The 21,624-nt window shown below is 70.5% G+C and carries 22 protein-coding genes and 1 pseudogene; 4 read left to right on the forward strand and 19 right to left on the reverse strand.

The window, feature by feature from the left end:
• Window positions 1-108 precede the first annotated feature (108 nt).
• The 3 genes from FB381_RS20540 to FB381_RS20550 are packed head-to-tail and all read right to left on the reverse strand — an operon-like array spanning window position 109 to window position 2,583.
• Complete coding sequence (locus tag FB381_RS20540; RefSeq protein WP_141781996.1) at window positions 109-693, reverse strand: C40 family peptidase; 585 nt, start codon at window positions 691-693, stop codon at window positions 109-111.
• On the reverse strand, window positions 693-1,787 hold the full coding sequence (locus FB381_RS20545) for a dipeptide epimerase (RefSeq protein WP_246088234.1): 1,095 nt from the start codon (window positions 1,785-1,787) through the stop codon (window positions 693-695). Before FB381_RS20545 ends, FB381_RS20540 begins: the two co-directional genes overlap by 1 nt.
• A gap of 25 nt (window positions 1,788-1,812) precedes the next feature.
• Window positions 1,813-2,583 (reverse strand): serine hydrolase, encoded by a 771-nt coding sequence (locus FB381_RS20550; RefSeq protein ID WP_141781997.1) that lies wholly within the window; start codon window positions 2,581-2,583, stop codon window positions 1,813-1,815.
• A gap of 143 nt (window positions 2,584-2,726) precedes the next feature.
• Between FB381_RS20550 and FB381_RS20555 the strand changes: the two are divergent.
• Window positions 2,727-2,912, forward strand: a pseudogene (locus tag FB381_RS20555) (DUF4345 family protein); the annotation flags it as partial.
• A gap of 8 nt (window positions 2,913-2,920) precedes the next feature.
• On the opposite strand, the gene FB381_RS20560 reads toward FB381_RS20555, so the two are convergent.
• The 6 genes from FB381_RS20560 to FB381_RS20585 all read right to left on the reverse strand — a co-directional run bounded on the left by FB381_RS20560 (window position 2,921) and on the right by FB381_RS20585 (window position 8,639).
• Window positions 2,921-3,709, reverse strand: a complete 789-nt coding sequence (locus FB381_RS20560; protein WP_141781999.1) for an SDR family NAD(P)-dependent oxidoreductase — start codon at window positions 3,707-3,709, stop codon at window positions 2,921-2,923.
• A 115-nt stretch (window positions 3,710-3,824) separates the two neighbouring features.
• Window positions 3,825-5,153 carry an ABC transporter substrate-binding protein gene (locus tag FB381_RS20565; RefSeq protein ID WP_141782000.1) on the reverse strand — a complete coding sequence of 443 codons (1,329 nt, stop codon included), beginning with the start codon at window positions 5,151-5,153 and terminating at the stop codon, window positions 3,825-3,827.
• A complete protein-coding gene (locus FB381_RS20570) occupies window positions 5,150-6,247 on the reverse strand; it encodes a branched-chain amino acid ABC transporter permease (RefSeq protein WP_141782001.1) in 1,098 nt (365 codons plus the stop codon). The genes FB381_RS20565 and FB381_RS20570 overlap by 4 nt, the downstream gene beginning before the upstream one ends.
• A gap of 3 nt (window positions 6,248-6,250) precedes the next feature.
• On the reverse strand, window positions 6,251-7,129 hold the full coding sequence (locus FB381_RS20575) for a branched-chain amino acid ABC transporter permease (protein ID WP_141782002.1): 879 nt from the start codon (window positions 7,127-7,129) through the stop codon (window positions 6,251-6,253).
• Window positions 7,130-7,143: 14 nt separating this feature from the next.
• A complete protein-coding gene (locus FB381_RS20580) occupies window positions 7,144-7,848 on the reverse strand; it encodes an ABC transporter ATP-binding protein (RefSeq protein WP_141782003.1) in 705 nt (234 codons plus the stop codon).
• Window positions 7,848-8,639: an ABC transporter ATP-binding protein gene (locus FB381_RS20585; RefSeq protein WP_141782004.1), complete on the reverse strand. Its 792-nt coding sequence runs from the start codon at window positions 8,637-8,639 to the stop codon at window positions 7,848-7,850. Before FB381_RS20585 ends, FB381_RS20580 begins: the two co-directional genes overlap by 1 nt.
• A 158-nt stretch (window positions 8,640-8,797) precedes the next feature.
• Between FB381_RS20585 and FB381_RS20590 the strand changes: the two genes are divergently transcribed.
• Window positions 8,798-10,003: a PucR family transcriptional regulator gene (locus FB381_RS20590; RefSeq protein WP_170225250.1), complete on the forward strand. Its 1,206-nt coding sequence runs from the start codon at window positions 8,798-8,800 to the stop codon at window positions 10,001-10,003.
• Window positions 10,004-10,242: 239 nt separating this feature from the next.
• On the opposite strand, the gene FB381_RS20595 is transcribed toward FB381_RS20590, so the two are convergent.
• From FB381_RS20595 to FB381_RS20635, 9 genes are all read right to left on the reverse strand, one after another.
• Complete coding sequence (locus FB381_RS20595; protein WP_141782006.1) at window positions 10,243-11,331, reverse strand: acyl-CoA dehydrogenase family protein; 1,089 nt, start codon at window positions 11,329-11,331, stop codon at window positions 10,243-10,245.
• 11 nt (window positions 11,332-11,342) lie between these two features.
• Window positions 11,343-12,542 carry an acyl-CoA dehydrogenase family protein gene (locus tag FB381_RS20600; RefSeq protein ID WP_246088235.1) on the reverse strand — a complete coding sequence of 400 codons (1,200 nt, stop codon included), beginning with the start codon at window positions 12,540-12,542 and terminating at the stop codon, window positions 11,343-11,345.
• Window positions 12,539-13,771: an acyl-CoA dehydrogenase family protein gene (locus FB381_RS20605; protein ID WP_141782007.1), complete on the reverse strand. Its 1,233-nt coding sequence runs from the start codon at window positions 13,769-13,771 to the stop codon at window positions 12,539-12,541. Before FB381_RS20605 ends, FB381_RS20600 begins: the two co-directional genes overlap by 4 nt.
• A gap of 3 nt (window positions 13,772-13,774) precedes the next feature.
• Window positions 13,775-14,806, reverse strand: coding sequence for a phosphotransferase family protein (locus FB381_RS20610; RefSeq protein ID WP_141782008.1), 1,032 nt, complete (start codon window positions 14,804-14,806; stop codon window positions 13,775-13,777).
• On the reverse strand, window positions 14,803-15,450 hold the full coding sequence (locus FB381_RS20615; protein WP_141782009.1) for an HAD family hydrolase: 648 nt from the start codon (window positions 15,448-15,450) through the stop codon (window positions 14,803-14,805). The genes FB381_RS20610 and FB381_RS20615 overlap by 4 nt, the downstream gene beginning before the upstream one ends.
• On the reverse strand, window positions 15,447-16,430 hold the full coding sequence (locus tag FB381_RS20620) for an NADPH:quinone oxidoreductase family protein (protein WP_141782010.1): 984 nt from the start codon (window positions 16,428-16,430) through the stop codon (window positions 15,447-15,449). Before FB381_RS20620 ends, FB381_RS20615 begins: the two co-directional genes overlap by 4 nt.
• Window positions 16,427-17,203 (reverse strand): SDR family oxidoreductase, encoded by a 777-nt coding sequence (locus tag FB381_RS20625; RefSeq protein WP_141782011.1) that lies wholly within the window; start codon window positions 17,201-17,203, stop codon window positions 16,427-16,429. Before FB381_RS20625 ends, FB381_RS20620 begins: the two co-directional genes overlap by 4 nt.
• Entirely contained in the window at window positions 17,203-17,958 is a 756-nt protein-coding gene (locus tag FB381_RS20630) for an SDR family oxidoreductase (protein ID WP_141782012.1), read from the reverse strand. The genes FB381_RS20625 and FB381_RS20630 overlap by 1 nt, the downstream gene beginning before the upstream one ends.
• A 273-nt stretch (window positions 17,959-18,231) precedes the next feature.
• Complete coding sequence (locus FB381_RS20635) at window positions 18,232-19,338, reverse strand: GuaB3 family IMP dehydrogenase-related protein (RefSeq protein ID WP_141782013.1); 1,107 nt, start codon at window positions 19,336-19,338, stop codon at window positions 18,232-18,234.
• Between the two features lie 66 nt (window positions 19,339-19,404).
• Between FB381_RS20635 and FB381_RS20640 the strand changes: the two genes are divergently transcribed.
• On the forward strand, window positions 19,405-20,256 hold the full coding sequence (locus FB381_RS20640) for a pentapeptide repeat-containing protein (RefSeq protein ID WP_141782014.1): 852 nt from the start codon (window positions 19,405-19,407) through the stop codon (window positions 20,254-20,256).
• A 26-nt stretch (window positions 20,257-20,282) separates the two neighbouring features.
• Here the strand turns inward: FB381_RS20640 and FB381_RS20645 are convergent, their stop codons facing one another.
• Entirely contained in the window at window positions 20,283-20,762 is a 480-nt protein-coding gene (locus FB381_RS20645; protein ID WP_170225251.1) for a DUF3224 domain-containing protein, read from the reverse strand.
• 63 nt (window positions 20,763-20,825) lie between these two features.
• Here FB381_RS20645 and FB381_RS20650 point away from each other — a divergent pair, with 63 nt between their 5' ends.
• Entirely contained in the window at window positions 20,826-21,623 is a 798-nt protein-coding gene (locus FB381_RS20650; protein ID WP_141782016.1) for a helix-turn-helix domain-containing protein, read from the forward strand.
• The last annotated feature ends 1 nt before the right edge of the window (window position 21,624 follow it).

The raw sequence follows: 21,624 nt of genomic DNA on the forward strand, positions 1-21,624 counted from the left end.
AGTTAACTCACCGTGCCGAATTGTCACCTCTGGCGCGCGACGAGCCCGTTCCCAACCGCCGAGAAGTCACTCCCGCAGGCCGAGAGGTCACTCTTGCAGGCCGAGCGGTCACAGTCGGGCGGCGCTGATCAGGTCGGCGACGCGGCCGGCGGGCATCGACTCCTCGATGACACCCATCGTCTCCCCGTCGGCGTGGATCATCGGACGGGAGCCGTCGGGTGCGGGAGCCGCCGTCGCGATCGCGACGTGGAAGACCCGGCCACCGGCGGCTTTCGCAAAGAAGTAGAGATCCCCGGAGCGTACGTCGTCGAGGTCGATCGCGGTGAGCGCAGCTGCCTGGTCGTGGGCGTCACGCGGGAGACGTACGCCGACGGCCTCCGCCGCGCGCAGCACCAGGCCGGAGCAGTCGATGCCGGCCCCGGTGGTGCCGCCCCAGACGTAGGGGACGCCCAGGAAGCTGCGCGCCTTGCTCAGCAGCATCGAGACGGAGTCGGTGAGGGCTTCGGCCGGCAGCCAGCCCGGGTAGCCGCGCTCGTCCTTCGCGGTGGCATGGGCCGGGACGACGACGTGCGCCCACTCCCCCTGCGTCTCGAGCACGACGACCTCCTCGCCGGGCACGACCTCGGTCTCGTGCTCGGCGTCGGCGGCCGGCGAGGCCACCACGAAGGTGGGGCGGTGGACGGTGGTGGTCATCAGAGCACTCCTTCGATGCCGAGACCCGGGCCGTCCGAGCGCTCGATCCGTGGGCCGGCGTAGGTGATGCCGCCGGCGTACGGGCTCGACCTCGCCCACCAGCCGGCATCGAGATCCTGCTCGCCGCGGATGCCGAGGGCGGTGACCAGGGCGGAGGCCGCGCCGATGCCGAGGTGGGACTCCATCATGCAGCCGACGAGACGGTCGAGGCCGTGACCCTTGGCGATCTCGAGGAGCTCGATCGCGGGGGTGAGACCGCCACACTTGGCCAGCTTCACGTTGACCGCGTCGGCTGCGCCGGCGCGGATGACGTCGACCAGGTCCTCGAGGTCGAAGACCGACTCGTCGGCCAGGATCTTGTAGGGCTGGTTGCGGCGCACATGGGCCATCGCCTCCAGATCGCGGCGGGCGACCGGCTGCTCGACGAACTCGAGCTCGACCCCGGCATCGGCCAGCACCGAGAGCACCGCGAGCGCCTCGTCGGCGCGCCAGCCGGTGTTGGCATCGAGACGGAGCCGACAGCCGGGTGCTGCCTCTCGGACGGCCAGCACCCTGGCGGCGTCACCGCCGGGGTCGGTGCCGACCTTGACCTTGAGGGTGCCGAACCCGTCGGCCGCCCGAGCGGCCGCCGCCTCGGCGAGCTCGTCGGGAGTGCCGACCGAGAGGGTGACGTCGGTGAGCACGGTCGGCTGGAGGGACGGCCGCGAGCCGACGAGACCGCTGAGGTAGTCGGTCAGAGGCAGGCCCGCGCGACGGGCCACGAGGTCGTAGAGGGCGATGTCGGCTGCCATCTTCGCCGAGCGGTTGCCGAAGACGGCGCCCTGCACGACCCGCGTCGAGGACAGGTCGGCCGGCGCGCCGACCAGCGCGTCGGAGATGGGGCCCTCCAACGCGGCCGCGGCCCCGGCGAGCGACTCTCCGGTGACCTTCCAGACCTGCGGGGCCTCGCCCCAGCCGACGCATCCCTCGGAGTCCTCGACGGTGACCACCACCGTCTCCGCAAAGTCGGTGCGGCGCAGGGCCGTCACGAACGGCGTGTGCAACGGCACGCGCACCCGCTGGGTGCGGACCGCCGCGACCAGCGGCACCGTCACTGTTCCGGCCCCTTGGGCGCCGACCTCACAGGGTCGACCACAGGTAGCGCGCGACCTCGCTGATCCGGAACTCCGACTCGTCGTCGTCCAGGCCGGTGGTGAGCACGACCATCACCTGCGGGTCGCCCTCGGACGGGTGGATGATCGCCATGTCGTGGCGCACCCCGTCGACCCAGCCGGTCTTGTTGCCGACCACCGCATCCTCCGGTACGCCGAGCGGGATCGCGTCGCGGTAGTGCTGGTCGACCAAGGCGCCGGTCAGCTCGGCGGTCGACTCGGGCGAGAGGAGCCGGCCGGAGGCGAGCTTGGTGAGCACCTTGCCCATGTCGTTGGCGGTCACCAGGTTCTGCAGGCCGGCCTCGCGCGCCGGCGCGTCCTCGATCCCGCGGGAGACGGTCGTCATCGGTGTCACCTCGGCCTCTTCGAGCACGTCAGCGACCTGGTCGAGCCCGACCCGCTCGAGCACCAGGTTGGCGGCCAGGTTGCCCGACACGATCAGGGAGCGGCGTACGAGATCACCCAGGGGCAGCGAGGACCCGACCGCTGCCCAGGTCTCCGGGTCCTGATCCTCGGCCTGGTCCATCTCGAACCGCTCGCCCTCGACGGCGGAGTCGAAGTCGGGGTGCACCGGGGTCGGCTCGTCGAGCGAGAGCAGACCGCGATCACGCAGCCGGTAGGCAGCGATCGCCACCGGCACCTTCATCAGGCTCGCCGCATAATGCTGCTGGTTGACGTTCTGTGCCTGCGTCGGGATGCCGTCGAGGCCACTGAGCCAGGTCGAGACCAAAGGTTCCACGTCGGCGAGACTAGTAGAAACCACCCAGCCGCACAGGCCGTTCAGGCTCCGCTCTCGTCGGCGGGCGGCGCGGCGACGTCGGCCAGGTCGCCGAGGGCTCCCATGAGGGCACCGACGCACATGTTCATCATCTCGTCGCGACCGCGGTGAACTGGCCGGCCGCCGTGTTCCTGCTGGGCGGTGTCGGCCGCGTCGTCTCGGTGGTGGCGTACGGCTGGCCGCACTGGTTCCAGATCCCGCTGACCGTCCTCGAGCTGGTGATCCCGCCGATCCTCTTCGCGCTCACGGCGGCAGCGCGCCGCACGGAGGCGACGACAACAGCTCCCTGATCAGACCCTCAGGCCGGCTCCGAGGACCCGTCGAGCTCCTGCCGGGTGCGGTTCACATCGTCGAGCCAGGCGTCGGTGTCGGCGGCACGAGCGGCGTACTCCTCGGCCACATCCGGCTGCAGGAGCACCCAGAACTGCGAGGTCTGAGCCGCCTCCCAGGCCGCGTCGGCGACCTCCTCGGCGCTCACGGCACCGTCGGCGGAGAGGAACCCGGGCAGCCCGGCCGAGCGCTCCAGCATCTGCGTCTTCACGCTGCGCGGCACGATCGCCTGGGCGACGACGCCCTCGTGGCGGTAGGTCGCGGCGAGCCACTCGGCGAAGGAGATCTCGGCATGCTCGGAGGCCGCGTAGGAGGGCGAGCCGAGCATCGTCAGCAGGCCGGCGGCCGAGGAGGTCACCACGAACCGGCCGGCACCGCTGGAGATCCACTCGGGCAGCAGCAGACGAGCGGCCCGTACGTGAGCGAGCACGTTGACCTCGTAGGAGGTCAGCCACGCGTGGTCGGAGGCCTCGAGGCCGCGGCCACGGTCGACACCGGCGTTGCCATACCAGGCGTCGATCGTGCCCAGGTGCTCCCGGGCGGCCTCCACGAGCGCGGCGGCGCCGTGGGCCGAGGCAGCGTCACCCGCGACCGCGAAGGCACCGATCTCGTGGGCCACCTTCGAGAGCTCGTCCTCGTCGATGTCGGCCACGACGACGCGGCACCCTTCCGCGGCGAACCTAGCGGCCAGCGCCTTCCCGATGCCTCTGGCGGCTCCGGTCACAACCACTCCGCTGCCGGGTGCGAGCACGTTCACGGACCGACCACCTCCAGTGGCGTTTGCGATGGCTCATCACTGTAACGGAGGCCGGTCCGCGAGCGCTCAGCAACCTACTGATCAGTAGTGGTCGCCATGGTGGTCACCGCAGCGATCACTCCGGCAGCCCGGACGACGGCGGTGCGTCGGAGGCGGCGCTGTCGTCCTCCTCGATCGGTGCGTCGCCGATGTCGGTGACGAGCACCGGCGTGAGCGGCTCGGAGGCGCCGTTCTTGATCTCGACGACGCTGGTGCCGGAGATGCCCATGTGGGAGTCGCCGGAGTAGCGGAACGGTGCCAGCCCTGGCCCCTCGAACGAGGCACCCTCCTCCTCGATCGTCTTGACGATCGACTCGCGGGTCAGGTCCTTGCCGTTGGCCTGCAGCGCCTGCACGAACGTCCAGGCCTGCGACATCCCGTAGATGCGGTAGTTGGTGAGCTTGTCGGAGCCCTTCTTCGAATACTCGTCCCAGACCTTCTGCCACAGCTTGACCCACTCGTCGTCGGGTGCGTCGACGCCGCCGAGATACTCGGTGGTCAGCATCCCGTCCATCAGCTTCACGCCCTGCTCTGCCGGGATCTTGCCCTTCGTCATCGAGGCCAGCAGCCCGCCGACGAGCGACGGGTCGGAGCCGACGTTCGAGTAGAACCACTTCGACTTGAACCCGACACCCTGCGCGGCGATCTGGCTCAGCGCCGTGAAGGAGGGCGTGTTGAAGCCGAGCACGATGTCGACGCCCTTGGACTTGAACGACGACATCTGGGGAGCGAAGTCGGTCGACCCACCCGGGGTGTACTTCTGCACGTCGACGATCTGGTCGTCGAGGAACTGCCGCGCGCCCTTCTCGCCGTCCTCGCCGAAGTCGTCGTCCTGCAGGAAGAGACCGACCTTGGCGTCGGGCATGTTCTCCTTGACGTACTGGCCGATGATCTTGCCCTCGATCTCGTAGTCGGGCTGCCATCCGAACGTCATCGGCGAGCTCGAGGGGTCGTCGCCCCACTGCAGCGAGCCGCTGGAGACGAACAGGTCGGGGATGCCGTCGTCGTTGAGCCGCTGCACGACCGCACGGTGGGTCGGGGTGCCGAGGCCGGCGACCATCGCGAAGATCTCGTCCTGCAGGATCATGTCGTTGGTGACGGCGCTGGTGTTCGTCGGGTTGTAGGCGTCGTCCTTGACGACCATCTCGATCTTGCGTCCGTGGATGCCACCGTGGTCGTTGACGTACTCGTAGAGGGCCTGATGGCCCGACGGGATCTCGGAGTAGCCGGGCGCGGCCGGCCCGGTCAGCGGGAAGTGGGCGCCGACCTTGATGGTGGTGTCGGTGACGCCGACGGCGCTCCCGCCCTCGGAGGGTCGCTCCTTCCCCGCGCCACAGGCCGCGAGGAGGGAGGCAGTGGTGAGGACACAGACGACCTGGGCGGCCCTGCGTGCGGTTGTTCTCATGGTGTCTTCTCCTTGGTTGACCCGAGAGGTGATGATCGCGAGGTGAGGCGCGCCCACCACGGCCGCAGGCTGCCGACGATCCCCGTCGGGGCGAGAAGGATGACGAGCATCAGCACCAGCCCGTAGACCACCGGCGTGACCTCCGCGGCCCGGGCGGCGCTGAGCCCGGCCGACTCCCCCAGATCGGTGGCGAAGTGAGGAAGGAAGGCGAGTACGCCGGCGCCGATGAGCGCTCCGGTCAGGCTGCCGAGCCCGCCCAGCACGACCGCTGCCAGCAGCGTGAGCGAGAGGGTGATCGTGAACGCGCCCGGCGCGGTGAGGCGTACGTTCATGGCCATCAGGCCGCCGGCGAGACCTGCACACATGGCGCTGACGGTGAAGGCGACCACGCGGGCGCGGCCGAGGTGGATGCCGGCCAGCTCGGCCGAGACGTCGTCGTCGCGCACCGCACGCCAGCGGCGCCCGACCCGGGAGCGGCTCAGGTTGGCGAGCGCGACGAAGGTGAGGGCGAGCAGGAGCCAGCCGAGGTAGGCGAGGAAGGAGTACTGGTCGATCTCGACGGCGGTGAAGAACCAGACCAGGTCCTGGATCCAGCCCGGGAGCTCGGCGGCGCGCGGCACCGGCACCTGGAGGCCCTGCTCGCCGCCGAGGAAGTCCCACTGGTTGGCCAGCCGGGGCACGGCGACGGCCAGGGTCAGGGTCGCGCCGGCGATGTAGGGCCCGTGCAGCCGCGCCGCCGGCACACCGACCAAGACCCCGACGACGGCGCAGACGGCGATCGCGGTGAGCAGGGCGAGGAAGACATCTGCCAGGGTCTCGCCACCGGTGCGGTCGAGCACGAGGGTGGCGGTGTAGGCGCCCACCGCCATCAGCGCGCCATGGCCGAGCGAGAGCTGACCGGAGAGACCGGTGAGCAGGGTGAGGCCGCCGGCGGCGATGGCGAAGTAGGCCATCTCGGCGTAGCGGGTCTGCAGGTATTGGCTGGAGCTGCCGATGACCAGCGCGATCACGACGAACGCGACCACGGCGAGGATCGCATGGCGAGCCAGCGGCACTCGCCAGACCGGACGGGTCAGTGAACGCAGACGCTCCATGTCTCAGACCCTCCTGGCCGCAGCCGCCGCGAACAGACCGCTGGGACGCACCAGCAGCACCACCATCAAGATCCCGAGCGCGACCAGCGGCGCCAGGTGCTCGCCGACGTAGCCGGTGACGTAGGAGAGCGAGAGGCCGAGGATCAGCCCACCGATGACCGAGCCGAGCGGTGAGTCGAGGCCACCGAGCACCGCGGCGATGAAGCCGTAGATCACGAACGGGTCCATGAAGGCCGGGTTGACCAGGTCGCCGCCGGCGATCAGCATGCCGGCCACCGCGCCCACCGCCGCCGCGAGCGCCCACCCGAGGGTGAGCATGCGGCCGACGCGCACGCCCAGCAGGCGGGAGACCTCCGCGTTGAACGCCGAGGCGCGCATCCGCAGCCCCAGGTCGGTGAAGCGGAAGAGGACGACGAGCCCGGCCATCACGACCGCGACCACCACGATGGTGAGGATGCCGAACGGGGTGATCCCGATCGAGGTGTCGCCGACGGCGATGGCGTTGGTGCTGACCGGAGCCGGGAAGCCGCGGTGCTGCACGCCGAACGTGATCGCGGTCAGGCCGTGGAGCACCATGAACAGCCCGAGGGTCAGGATCACCGCGTTGAGCTCGGCCTTGCCCTCGACGGGCCGGATGATCACCCGCTCGACGAGAGCCCCGAGCGCGAACCCGGCGGCGAGAGCGGCCACGAAGGCCACCCAGTAGGGCACGTCGGCGTTGATCAGGGTCAGGGCGACGTACGTCGTCACCATCGCCATGGCCGCCTGGGCGAAGTTGACGATCCGCGTCGAGCGCCAGATCAGGCACAGCGAAAGCGCGAAGGCGGCGTAGACGGCGCCCAGGACCAGGCCGCTGAGGGTGGTGTCGAGGAACTGTTGCATCAGTGCTCCTGGGACTAGAAGCCGAGGTAGGCGTGGCGGAGCTGCTCGTCGGCGGCCAGCTCGGCGGCCGGCGCCGAGGCGACGACCTCGCCGAGGTTGAGCACGACGCCGTGATCAGCGATGGACAGGGCACTGCGAGCGTTCTGCTCGACCAGCACGACGGTGAGCTCCTCGCTCTGCACCAGCCCGCGGAGCAGGTCGAGGATCTGGGCGACCACCTTGGGGGCGAGGCCGAGGGAGGGCTCGTCGAGCAGCAGCACGCTCGGCCGGGCCATCAGCGCGCGGCCGATGACGAGCATCTGCCGCTCACCGCCGGAGAGCTGATGGGCGGTCGCCGCGCGGCGCTCACCCAGGCGGGGGAAGAGCTCGAAGACGCGCTCGATCGGCATCGGCTCGGACCCGGTCGCGCGGTGCAGACCGCCGAGGCGGAGGTTGTCGACGACGGTCAGCTCGGCGATCACGCCGCGCCCCTCGGGCACGTGGGCGAGGCCGTACGAGGTCAGCTTCTCGGTGGCGGTGCGGGTGATGTCCTTGCCGTCGAGCTTCACGGTGCCCGTGGTCGAGCGCACCAGCCCCGAGACCGTGCGCAGCAGCGTGGTCTTGCCGGCGCCGTTCGCCCCCAGGACCGCGGTGACCTGCCCTTTTGCGGCCGTGAACGTGACGCCGTTGAGCGCCTTGACCGGCCCGTACGCGGCGCTGAGACCCTCGACGGCGAACATCAGGCCACCTGCTCGCCCAGGTAGGCGGCCAGCACGGCCGGGTCGTTGCGGATCTCGTCGGGGGTGCCCGCGGCGATGACGCGGCCGAAGTCGAGCACGGTGATCCGGTGGCAGACCGACATCACCAGGTCCATGTGGTGCTCGACGAGCATCACGGCGGTGCGTTCGGTCAGGCCGGTGATGATCTCGCCGAGCTCGGTCATCTCCTCGGCGCTCAGCCCGCTGGCCGGCTCGTCGAGGAGCAGCAGCTCCGGCTCGGCGACCAGGGCGCGGGCGAGCGCGACCTTCTTGCGGATCGGGTAGGGCAGGCTGCCCGGGTAGCGGGCGGCGTACGCCTCGATCCCGAGCTCGGCGAGCACCTCGCGCGCCTTGGCGGCCAGGCGGGCGTCGTCGCGGTGGCCGAGGCCGAGCAGGCCACGCACGAAGCCGGCGCGGGCGAGACGATCGGCGCCGACCAGCACGTTGTCGAGCACGGTCATCCGCTCGAAGAGCCCGAGCCCCTGCAGGGTGCGGGCGATGCCGTGGCCGGCGAGCTGGTGGGGGCGGAGGCCGTCGATCGTGTCGCCGCGCAGTCTGAGGCTCCCGTCGGCCGGCGCGACGAAGCCGCACACGACGTTGAACAGCGTCGTCTTGCCGGCGCCGTTGGGCCCGATCACACCGAGCACCTCGTGGGGCGCGACCTCCAGGGAGACGTCTTCGAGGGCGCGTACGCCTCCGAAGCGGACGGAGACGCCGTCGACGGCGAACAGCGGCGAGGCCTGGACGGAGTGGCCCTCATCAGGCTTCTGCATCGTGCTCCCTTCGCCGACGTGACGGTCATCACTTTGGACGTTCCGCACAACCGGCGATATGGGCAGTGCGCACAAAATCTTTGGGGCGCTGCGCCCGAGGTTCACCGGTTTGCTGGCGCGGGATGTCACGGGCATGGGACGCTCCGCACATGGATGTGATGCGCGACACATCTTCCGACTCGGGCCTGCGGCCGCTGGTGGAGCGTGCCTGGGCCTCCCTGGTGAGCCAGGCCGACGCCATCGCCGACGACATCACGCTGACCCTGATCGCGATCCAGCCCGAGTGGCATCGTCATGCCGATCCGTCGATCCGGGCCGACCTGCGCTCGAGCACCCGCGAGCACGTACGCCGCGGCATCCGGGCCATGGCCGGGCTCACCCCGGGCGCCAACCCGGTCGATCTGTGGCGCGACACCGGTCGGCGGCGCGCGCGTCAGGGCGTGCCGCTGGAGTTCTGCCTCAACGCCTACACCGTCGGCACGCGGATGCTGTGGGAGGCGATGGTGCACCAGCAGGCGGTGCTCGGCATCGACGACCGCGTGATGGTGCTCGCCGGGCGCCAGGTCTGGACCGACCTCGACGTGCAGAACTCGGTCATGTCGGCGGCCTACCGCAAGGAGTCGGCGCTGCTCCAGCGTCGCGACCTGCAGCTCCAGGGCCGGCTCCTGGATGGGCTCGCGGAGGGACGCGGTGGCGACCCCGCGTTCGCCGCCGAGGTGCAAGACATCCTCGGGATCGCCGCCGACGCGCAGATGGCGTGCGTCGTCGCCGCCTTCGACGGCAACCGCGACTCACCCCTGCGCAACCCCGACGACCGGCTGGACAAGGCCGGCCTGATCTCCTTCTGGCACGTGCGCGGCGACCACCACTTCGGGCTCGTGCCCCTGGGGTCGCGCCAGGTCGACGAGGCGGTCGCCGACCTGGTCGAGCAGCTCGAAGGGTGCAACTCGGGCCGCGTCGGGATCGCCACCGCCGACGCCCTCAGCGGCTTCGGCACCGCCTTCCAGCTCGCCACCCACACCGTGGAGACGGTGCCCCGCGGACGTACGGACATCGCCGTCGTCGACGAGCGCCTACCTCAGGTGCTCCTCACCGCCTCGCCCGCGGTCTCCAACCTGCTCGTACGCCGCACGCTCGGCCCGATCCTCGCCCAGCCGCCCCACCAGTCCGACGTGCTGCTCGCCACCCTGCGGGCCCTCATCGCCCACGGCGGCTCCCCCACCCACGCCGCCGAAGACCTGATCTGCCACCGCAACACGGTCATCTACCGCATCAAGCAGATCCAGTCCCTCACCGGCCGCAGCATCTCCAACCCCAGCGACCGCCTCCTCCTCGCCCTCGCCCTCATGGCGCTGGAGAAGTAGTTCTCTCGTTCGTCGAAGCGTCACGTCTGCAGGTCGAAGCGTCACGTCTGCAGGTCGAAGCGTCACGTCTGCAGGTCGAAGCGTCACGTCTGCAGGTCGAAGCGTCACGTCTGCAGGTCGAAGCGTCACGTCTGCAGGTCGAGTGGGCATCAAGATGCCCACTCGACCTGCAGGACTGACTTCTCACCCTGCAGGAGTGACCTCTCGACCTGCAGAGGTGACGTCTCGGCGGAGTGGGGTCAGAGGGGGAGGTTGACGAGGGAGCCGAGACGGTCGCGGTGGAGGCCCGGGAGGCCGTACGCGATCTGGTCGGCCTTGGCGCGTTTGAGGTAGAGGTGGGCCGAGTGCTCCCAGGTCATGCCGATGCCGCCGTGGAGCTGCACCGCCTCCTCGGCCGCGGTGACGGCGAGGTCGCCGCAGTAGGCGGCGGCGACGTGGGTCGCGATCTCGGCTTCCTCGGCGTCGCCGAGGGCCAGCGCGCCGGCGGCCTGGCGGGCGGCGGCGCCGGCTCCTTCGACGCTGGTGAAGAGGTCGGCGAGCCGGTGCTTGAGCGCCTGGTAGCCACCGACGATCCGGCCGAACTGTCGCCGCTCCTTCAGGTACGCCACGGTGGTCGTCAGGCACCACTGCGCCACCCCGACCTGCTCGGAGGCCATCAGGGCAGCCCCGGCCAACAGCGCGGAACGTACGCCGTCGGCACCGTGCTCCGCGGCCACGACCACCTCGCCGGCGGCCGGGTCGAGACGTACGTCGGCGAGCCGGCGGGTCATGTCGAGCGAGCTGACCGGGGTGATCTCCGCCTGGCCGGCAGCGACGGCCCGGACCTCGACGCCGGCGGGTGTCGTCACCGGCACCAGGAGGGTGTCGGCCTCGAGCGCGCCGGCGACCGAACGGACCTCGGTCTCGACCGGCTCCAGCGGCTGCTCCGTCGCGGTCTGGAGCGGGGCGACCAGCGCCGCGGTCCGCTCCCCCGAGGCCAACCCGGCCAGCAGCTCGGCCCCGGCTTCGGTGGGCCCGGCGAGCAGCACCGACGTCGCCACCACCGCGCTGGTCAGGAACGGCACCGGGGCGACTGCGCGCCCCAGCTCCTCCAGGACGACCGCGGCCTCGCGGGCGGATGCGCCGGCGCCGCCGTACGTCTCCGGGATCAGCAGCCCCGCGAGCCCGAGCTCGGCGGCCAGGCCCTTCCACAAGACGGGAGTGAGCGAGCTGTCGCCGTCGTACGCCTTGACGACCTCGGCCGGGTCGCAGTGCTCAGCCAGGAACGACCTGACGGTGGCACGCAGGTCGGCGTCGAGCTCGTTGTCGAGCAGATTCACGTCGGTCATCGCGGGCTCCTTCATCGGGGGATGGCCTTCCAGGCAACGTCCTTGTCGACCCGGTGCTCCCCGGGGAGGCCGAGGACGCGCTCGGCCACGATGTTGCGCAGGATCTCCGAGGTGCCGCCCTCGATGGAGTTGCCCTTGGCGCGCAGGTAGCGATAGACCGCGTCGCGGCCGGTGAAGTCGACGTGCTCGGGCCGGACCATCGCCCAGCCGTCACCGTCCTCGTAGCGCAGGCCCTCCTCACCACGCAGCTCGAGGTCGAGACCGGAGAGCTGTTGGTTGATCCGGGCGAAGGTCAGCTTCATCGCCGACCCCTCGGGGCCGGGCTGACCGACGGCCAGCTTCTGCCGCAGCCGCGCGCCGGTGAGCCGGGCCACCTCCGCCTCGACCCACAGCCTCAGCAGCCGGTCGCGCAGCTCGGGGGTGTGATTCTCCGGATGCGTGCGCCACGACTCGGCGACCACCCCGAGCATGCCGCCCTCGCGCGGCATGGCGGCGCCACCGATGGCGACGCGCTCGTTGTTGAGGGTGGCGTTGGCGACCTCCCAGCCCTGCCCGACCTCGCCGAGCCGGTGCGCGTCGGGGATCCTCACATCGGTCAGGAAGACCTCGTTGAACTCCGCCTCGCCGGTGATCTGGCGCAGCGGACGCACCTCGACGCCCGGAGCGTGCATGTCACAGAGGAAGTACGTCAGGCCGCGGTGCTTCGGCACGTCGGGGTCGGTGCGGGCGACCAGGATCGCGAAGTCGGCGTTGTGGGCGCCCGAGGTCCAGACCTTCTGGCCGTTGACGACCCACTCGTCGCCGTCGAGGACCGCCCGCGTGGCCAGCCCCGCCAGGTCGGAGCCGGCGCCGGGCTCGGAGAAGAGCTGGCACCAGATCTCCTCGCCGCACCACAGCGGCTCGAGGAACCGGTCCTTCTGCTCCGGAGTCCCGTAGGCGAGGATCGTCGGCGCGGCCATGCCGAGCCCGATCCCGTTGCGCCGCGGGTTGTTGTCGGGCGCCCCGGCCTCCTCGAAGAGGTCGGAGACCAGCGGCTGCAGGGCACGAGAGGCACCGAGACCACCCTCGCCCTCGGGGAACGCGACCCACGCCAGCCCCGCCTGGTAGCGGGCGTGCAGGAAGGCGCTCGGCTCGGTCGTCGCGACCGGGTGCTCCGCCAGGAACTCCTCGACCCGCGCGCGCAGCTCCTCCGGAGTGATCGCCGCGGTCACTGCCGACCCTCACGCCGGGCAGCCTGCTTGCGCAGCTCGGCCTTTGCCAGGGCGTTCTTGTGCACCTCGTCGGGCCCGTCGGCGAACCGCAGCGTACGGATCCCGGCGTACGCCTTGGCCAGCGGGAAGTCCTGGGAGAGACCGCCGGCACCGTGCGCCTGGATCGCCTTGTCGAGGATCCACTGGACGGTCGCCGGGGTGGCGATCTTGATGGCCTGGATCTCGGTGTGGGCGCCCTTGTTGCCGACGGTGTCCATCAGCCAGGCGGTCTTCAGCACGAGCAGGCGCAGCTGCTCGAGGCGTACGCGTGACTCGGCGATCCAGTCGCGGATCACGCCCTGCTCGGAGAGCGGCTTCCCGAAGGCGACCCGCTCCTCGACGCGAGCGCACATCAGCTCGATCGCCCGCTCGGCGAGCCCGATGGAGCGCATGCAGTGGTGGATCCGACCCGGGCCGAGGCGCGCCTGCGCGATCGCGAACCCCATGCCCTCGGCACCGATGAGGTTGCCCACCGGCACCCGAACGTCGGAGAAGATCAGCTCGGCGTGACCGCCGTGGTCGTGGTCGTCGTAGCCGAAGACCTCCATCCCGCGCTTGATCGTCAGGCCCGGGGTGTCACGCGGCACCAGGATCATCGACTGCTGCTTGTGCCGCTCGGCAGTGGGGTCGGTCTTGCCCATCACGATGAAGATCTTGGCGTTGGGGTTCATCGCGCCGGTGATCCACCACTTGCGGCCGTTGATGACGTACGCATCGCCGTCGAGCGCGATCGAGGTCTCGATGTTGGTCGCATCCGAGGAGGCGACGGCCGGCTCGGTCATCGCGAAGGCGCTGCGGATCTCGCCCTCCAGGAGCGGGGAGAGCCACTGCTTCTTCTGCTCCTCGTTGCCGAAGTCGTGCAGCACCTCCATGTTGCCGGTGTCGGGCGCGGCGCAGTTGAACGCGGCCGGCGCGAGATGGCTGCGGCCGGTGATCTCGGCGAGCGGGGCGTACTGCAGGTTGGTCAGGCCGGCACCGTCCTCACCGGGCAGGAAGAGGTTCCACAGGCCACGCTTGCGTGCCTCGGCGCGGATCTCGCCGAGCACGGGCACCGAGTCCCAGGCCCACTTGTCGTCCTGAGCCGCGAGCTGGTCGTGGAAGACGGACTCGTTCGGCTCGACGTACGTCTTCTGGAAGTCCCATACCGAGGCGACGAGCTCCTCGGTCCTGGCGTCGGCTGCGAAATCCATGCGTCACTTCTCCTTCATTGCAGACAGGCCCATGTCCAGGAGCGGGTGGATCCCGTCCCCGATCTTGTCGAAACCGGGCCCGACGGTCTGGCCCTTGAGGTAGCGGTAGTGGATCCCCTCGAGGATCGCGGCGAGCTTGTAGGCGGCGAGCCCGAGGTAGAAGCCGAACTCGCCGAGATCGCGGTGGCTGGCGGCGTCGTAGCGGGCGATGATCTCCTCGGCCGAGAGCCAGCCGGGAGCGTTGCTGACGTCGGTCACGGTGCCGTCGCCCGAGACCGTGGCCATCTGCTGATAGGTGAGCAGGATGGCCAGGTCGGTGACCGGGTCACCGAGCGTGGCCATCTCCCAGTCGACAACCGCCTTGATCTGGTCGGCGTCGTCGGTCAGGACGTTGTCGAGGCGGTAGTCGCCGTGCACGATGCCCGGACCGGACGATGCCGCCTCTGCCGCACCGACACGGGCCTCGAGCAGCCGGTGGAGCTCGTCGGCGGCGGGGAGGTCGCGCGAGTAGGACGCGTCGATCTGCTTCTTCCAGCGCCCGACCTGGCGCGAGAGGAACCCCTCGGGGCGACCGAACTCGCTCAGCCCGACCTCGGCCGGGTCGACCGCGTGCAGGGACGCCATCACGTCGATGAGCTGCTCGGAGATCGCCCTCGTCCGCGCGGCGCCGAGCGGCTCGAGCTCGCGAGCGAAACGGTAGGGCCGGCCGTCGACCTTCTCCATCACGTAGAACTGCGCCCCGAGCACCTCCTCGTCGGCGCAGAACGCATAGGTGTGCGGCACCGGCACGTCGGTGTCGCGCAGCGCGGTGATCACGGTGTGCTCCCGGCGCATGTCGTGGGCGGTGGCGAGCACGTGGCCCAGCGGCGGGCGCCGGACGATCCACTCGTGGGTGCCGTCGGAGACCTCATAGGTCAGGTTGGACTTGCCGCCGGAGATGTGGCTGGCGGTCAGGTCGGCTCCGGCACCTTCCACGTTGTCGGCAAGCCACGGGCCGAGCCGGTCCAGGTCGAGTCCGGGCAGTGGTTCGGTCATGCGGCACCTCCCAGTGCGGGGACGTGTTGCGCGAGGGCTGCGCGGGTCGTCGCGGCGTCTTCGTGGAGCACCGCGACCAGTCCGAGATCGCGGGCGCCGACGATGTTGGGCTCGGCGTCGTCGATGAAGACACACTCGCCCGCGTCGAGACCGAGCTTGTCGAGCACGAGCCGGAAGATCGCGGGGTCGGGCTTGCGCAGACCCACCTGCTCGGAGATCACCGCGACCTCGAACATCTCCTCGATCGGACCGTGGTCGTAGAAGTCTCCCCAGCTGTTGGACAGCAGGGCGACGCGTACGCCGGCCGCCCGCAGGTCGCGGGCGAGAGCCCACATCGCGGGGTCGGGCCGCATGCCGGCGAAGAGCCGCTCGAGCACTCCCTTCGGGTCGACGGGGGTGCCCGCGTACGTCTCCAGGCGCTCGGCCAGCAGCCGGTCGAACTCCTCGACCGGGAGCTCACCGAGCTCGAGGCGGTGGATGGGTGTGCCGGCATCGACGTAGCGGCCGAGCCACTCCCGGAGCACGGTCGTGAAGCTCTCCGGCACGATGTCGTCGGCCCGGATCCAGGCGGCGATCGAGTCGCGCACGGGCAAGGTCATCACGCCGCCGTAGTCGAAGACGACCGCTCTCGTCGGGCTGGTCATGCCGTGAACACGACCCGTCCGACGGTGGTGCCGTCGGCAAGGCGCTGTACGCCGTCGGCCACCTGCTCCAACGACAGCTGCTCGCTGACCAGCGGCTTGATCGCGCCTTCGGCCGCCATCCGGGTCAGCTCGGCGTGACACTCCTTGACCAGCTCGGGGCCGAGCATGTTGTAGAGGCCCCAGTGGAGCCCGAGGATCGAGTAGTTCTTGATCAGCGCGTGGTTGAGCGCCGCCTCCTGGATGCGGCCGCCGGCGAAACCGATGATCAGGATCCGCCCCTCGAAGGCGATGCACTTGGTGGAGCGGTCGTAGGTGTCGCCGCCGACCGGGTCGTAGATCACGTCGGCGCCCTTGCCGCCGGTGACCTCCTTGACCACCTTCACGAAGTCTTCCTGATGGCGGTCGATGACGACGTCGGCGCCGAGCTTCTTGGCGACCTCGGCCTTCTCCGGCCCACCGACGACGCCGATCACGGTGGCCCCGGCTGCCTTGCCGAGCTGGATCGCGGCGCTGCCGACACCACCGGCCGCGGCGTGCACGAGGAGCGTATCACCGGGCTGGATGTGTGCCCGTCGATGGAGTGCGAACCAGCCGGTCTGATAGCCGATGTAGAGGCTCGACGCCTCGGCGTCGGTGAGCGCCTCGGGCGCGGGGAAGGTGGTCGCGGCGTCCATCAGCGCGAGCTCGCCGAAGCCACCGTGGGGCAGGGCGGCGCCGCCGATCACCCGGTCGCCGACCGCGAACCCGTCGACGCCCTCGCCGAGCGCGACGACCTCACCGCACAGCTCGACGCCGGCGGTGAACGGCAGCTCGGGCTTGACCTGGTAGAGCCCGCGACACATCAGCACGTCGGGGAAGTTGGCCGGGCTCGCCAGCACCTTCACCACGACCTGACCCTTGCCCGGCTCGGGGTCGGCGAGGTCGAGGAGCCTCATCACGTCCTTGGGCTCGCCGAGCTCGACGGTCTGCCATGCCTTCATACCTGTCCCTCCACGTGCTGCCAGATCTTGTTCATCCCGCCGAGCCACTTGTCGGTGTGGGTGGCGCGTGCGGCGTAGTAGTCGCCCACCTCCGGGTGCGGCAGCACCAGGAAGCGGTCGTCGGTCGTCGCCTCCCAGGCCGCGTCGGCGACCTGCTCAGGAGTGAGCGCGGCGTCGCGGCTGAGCAGGTCCTTCATCACGCCGGAGCGCTCGAGCATCCCGGTCTGCACACCCTGCGGACAGATCGCCTGCACGACGACCCCGTGATGGCGATAGGTCACCGAGAGCCACTCCGCGAAGGCGACCGCGGCGTGCTTGGTGACCGAGTAGGTCGGCGTGCCGACCATCGTCAGCAACCCCGCGGCGCTCGCCGTCACCACATACCGACCCGCGCCGCGCTCGACCCAGCCCGGCACGAGCAGGCGGGCCGCGCGCACGTGGGCCATCACGTTGACCTCGTGCGATGCCTGCCAGTCGTCCTCGGCGCAGTCGAGGCCGATGCCGCGGTCGATGCCGGCATTGCCATACCAGGCATCGATCTGGCCGAGGTGGTCCTCCGCCGCCTCGACGAGGCGGGCCACGCCCTCGACGGAGGCCGCGTCACCGGCCACCGGATGGGCGCCGATCTCCGCGGCGGTCTCGGCGAGGCGTACGTCGTCGATGTCGTTGACCACCACACGCACGCCCTCGGCGACGAGCCGGACGGCCAGGGCCCGGCCGATCCCGCCGGCGGCGCCGGTGACGACGGCCGTGCTGTCGGGAAGCACCGGCATCAGACGCGTCCGCCGGCGAGGGTGAGGCCGCCGTCCATGGTGACGAGCTGGCCTGTCATCCAGCTCGCGTCCTCGGAGAGGAGGAAGGCGGCGGCGCCGGCGATGTCCTCGGGCGTGCCGAGGCGCTTGAGCGGGTAGGCGGCGGAGACCTCGGCCTCGCGGCCCTCGTAGAGCAGCTCGGCGAACTTGGTCTTCACGACCGCCGGGAGGATCGCGTTGACGCGCACCTTCGGGCCGAGCTCGACCGAGAGCTCCTGGGTGATGTAGCTCAGCATCGCCTTGGAGGCGCCATAGGTGGCGATCAGCGGCGTCGGGGCCAGGCCGGCCACCGAGGAGATGTTGACGACCGCGCCGCCGTGCTCCGACATCCACTGCCGCCAGACCTGCTGCGTCCAGCCGATCGGCGAGAGGCAGTTGACCTCGACCGTCTTGCGGGCCGACTCACGGTCGAGGTCGATCAGGCCGCCTGCCTTCGGGTTGATGCCGGCGTTGTTGACCATGAAGTCGGCACTGCCGAAGGTGTCGATCGCCGTCTTGACGACCTCTTCCTGGTGGTCGGGGTCGTCGGCCTTCCCGGCGATGCCGAGCGCGACGGCCTTGCCGCCCAGCGACTCCACCGCCTCCTCGAGCGCCTCGGGCTTGCGCGCCGTGATGACCACCCGCGCACCCTCGTCCACCAGCCGCTGGGCGATACCCAGCCCGATACCCCGGCTGGCCCCCGTGATGATCGCCGTACGTCCCTCGAACCTCGACATGCTCAATCCCTCGTGTACTCGGCTAATCTAAGCGCTTGCTTAGGTGGTGACAGCGGTCACTCTACGGGGTAGCCCAAGAACATGGAAGGTCGGTGTCCACCCCGCGCCGAGAAGTCACCCCTGCAGGCCGAGAGGTCACCCCTGCAGGTCGAGGAGTCACAAATGCAGATCGAGTTGTCACCGTGGTGACAACTCGATCTGCAGAACTGACTTCTCGGCCGGCGGGAGTGACGCTTCGACCTGCGGGGTTGACCTCTCGGCAGCGGCTGTCAGTCAGCCGACGACGACCTCGATCCGCTGGAACTCCTTGAGGTCGGTGTAGCCGGTGGTGGCCATGGCGCGCTTGAGGGCGCCGACGAGGTTCATGGTGCCGTCGGCGACGTGGGAGGGACCGTAGAGGACCTCCTCGAAGGTGCCGACGGGCGAGAAGGCGACGCGCTCGCCGCGGGGCAGGTCGGCGTGGTGGGCCTCGTTGCCCCAGTGGAAGCCCTTGCCGGGGGCGTCGGTGGCGCGAGCGAACGGGCTACCCACCATGACGGAGTCGGCACCGCAGGCGATCGCCTTGGCGATGTCACCGGACCGGCCGACGGCGCCGTCGGCGATGACGTGCACGTAGCGGCCGCCGGACTCGTCGAGGTAGTCGCGGCGCGCCGCGGCGACGTCGGCGACGGCCGATGCCATCGGCACCGCGACACCCAGCACCGTACGGGTCGTGTGCGCCGCGCCGCCGCCGAAGCCGACGAGCACGCCGGCCGCACCGGTGCGCATCAGGTGGAGCGCGGCCTGGTAGGTCGCGCAGCCGCCGACGATCACCGGCACATCGAGCTCGTAGATGAACTCCTTGAGGTTGAGCGGCTCGGCCTGGGAGGAGACGTGCTCGGCCGAGACCGTGGTGCCGCGGATGACGAAGAGGTCGACACCGGCGTCGACGACCGACTTGGCGAACTCCTTCGTACGCTGCGGGGACAGCGCCCCGGCGACGGTGACCCCGGCGGCGCGCACCTCACGGAGCCGCTCGGTGATCAGCTCGGCCTGGATCGGGGCCTCGTAGATCTCCTGCAGGCGCCGGGTCGCGTCGACGCCGCTCAGACCGGCGAGCTCGTCGAGCAGCAGCTGCGGGTCCTCGTAGCGGGTCCACACGCCCTCGAGGTTGAGCACGCCGAGACCGCCGAGCTTGCCCATCGCGATCGCGGTCGCCGGCGACATCACCGAGTCCATCGGCGCGGCGACCACGGGGATGTCGAACCGATAGGCGTCGATCTGCCAGTCGGTGCTGACCTCGCTGGTGTCCCGGGTGCGCCGTGACGGCACGATCGCCACGTCGTCGAAGGCGTACGCCCGTCGTGCTCGCTTGGCTCGGCCGATCTCGATCTCAGTCACACGACGGATTGTTCCACGCGACCCGACCAAGACCGGAAAGGCCACACGCACGACTAGGCTGATCGGGTGGGAAGTCGCACGCATGTCGAGCTCGGCCGTCGCGCAGACCTGGGAGCCGACTGCTCGAGCTGCTTCGGGCTGTGCTGCGTCGCGCTGGCGTTCGTGAAGTCCACCGACTTCCCCCACGACAAGCCCGCGGGCGAGCCGTGCGAGAACCTCGACGGCGACGATGCCTGCAGCATCCATTCCCACCTGAGGGATCGCGGTTTCAAGGGCTGCACCGTCTTCGACTGCTTCGGCGCCGGCCAGAAGGTCTCCCAGCACACCTTCGCCGGACGCTCGTGGCGCGACGACCCGCAGGTCGGCGCCGAGATGTTCGCCGCGTTCCCTGTCGTCCGTCGACTCCACGAGCTGCTCTGGTATCTCGGCGAGGCGATCGAGCTCGTCCGGGCCGGCGACCGAACCGGCCACGACCCCACCCCGTGGGTCGACGCCTTCGACGAGGTGCGCCGGCTCACCGACCTGGCGCCGCAGGATCTCGTCGACCTCGACGTCGACGCCGCCTACGACTCCGCCCGCGACCTCTTGCTGGAGGCCAGCGAGATCGCCCGATCAGACGCACGCCCGGGCTCCGGCCGCGTGCCCGAGCCGGGAAGCGACCTGATCGGCGCGAATCTCGCCGGCTCAGACCTCACCGGAGCGACCCTCCGCGGGAGCGTCGCGATCGCCGCCGACCTCTCCGGCGCCCGGCTGCGGCGCTGCGACGTGCTGGGCGTCGACCTGCGTGACGCCGACCTGAGCGGCGCCGATCTCAGCAGCGCGATCTACCTGACCGAGATGCAGGTCAACAGCGCCCGCGGCGACGCCCGCACGGCCCTCCCCCAGGGCTTCGACCGGCCCTCGCACTGGACGCCCTGACTGCGCCTGCTCACCACTGCGCCCGATCACCTCCAGTCGTAGGAGAGCACGAAGCCGTACGCCTCGCCGCCGCTCTCCTCGGAGAGCACCATGTCGGCCTCGCCCACCAGCCCCTCCAGCCCTCCGGTGCCCAGGCCCGGGATGACGGTGAGGTGGGAGCGGACGGTCTTGTCGGCGTACGTCCCGCTGACCCGCCACACGCACGAGCCCTCCTGGCCGGCGATGGAGCCGGTGAACTGCTCGTACGCCTCGAAGACCGCGCCACCGGCCGGGTTGCCGTAGGCGCCGATCATCCTCGCGGTGCCCGTGCCCTCGAGCTCGCCGGTGTAGGTGTAGTCGGTCTCCGACGTGGTCAGGCCGCGGTGGGGGATGTAGACGTCGTCGCCCATCTTCGTGCCCTCGCCGTCGATGTCGACGTAGGCCGCCTCGTGCCATCGCGCGACGGCCATGGTGGTGCTCGCCTTGCTGCTGTACGTGCTGCTGGAAGTGCTGCTCTCAGTGGTCATGGCACCAGCCTGCTCCCGCGAGCGGGGCGCCGGATTGAAGGAACGCGCCATATCGTTGGCGCCATGGCCGGTGACCTGGAGACGAGGGGCTATCCCGACGCGATCGTGCGGCCGGTGACGGCGGCGCGCACGATCACGACCGAGCGGTTCGCGCCCTCCGCTGCGCTCGCCGGACACCTCGACTATCACTGGTACGTCGGCTGGCACCTCGAGCAGCCGCACGACCAGCAGGTCATCCCGCAGCCCCGCATCCACATCGCCGCCGAGGACGGCCGGCTGCTGGTGCACGGCATCGGCCGGCGCCCGTTCCTGCGCCACCTCACCGGCCGGGGCCACACCCTCGGCGTCTCGTTCCTTCCCGGCCTCTTCCGCCCCGCGCTCGGCAGCGCGGTGAGCACGATCGCCGACCGGGTCGTCGCGGCGCAGGAGCTGCTCGGCGTCGACGACCGGCCGACCGCCGACCGGATCCTCTCCGGCACCGATCCGAAGGAGATGGCCGCCGCGATGGAGGCCTACCTCCTGGAGGCCGGCCTGCCGACCGACCCGGTCGCCGACGACGTACGCCGCTGGGTCGCTCGCGCCGAGGAGGACCGCTCGATCACGCGGGCCGAGCAGCTCGCGGACCACGCCGGGGTCAGCCTGCGCTCGCTGCAGCGCCTCTTCGGCGAGTACGTCGGGATCGGCCCGAAGTGGGTCGTGCAGCGCTTCCGCGTGCTCGAGGTCGCCGCCCGCGCCCACGCCGGCGACGTCGACTGGGCAGCCGTCGCCGCCGAGCTCGACTTCAGCGACCAGGCCCATCTGGTGCGTACGTTCCGTGACGTCGTCGGTGCTCCCCCGGCGACCTACGCGAAAAACCTCTGAC

Source organism: Nocardioides albertanoniae (assembly GCF_006716315.1).
GTDB classification, from domain to species: Bacteria; Actinomycetota; Actinomycetes; order Propionibacteriales; family Nocardioidaceae; genus Nocardioides; species Nocardioides albertanoniae.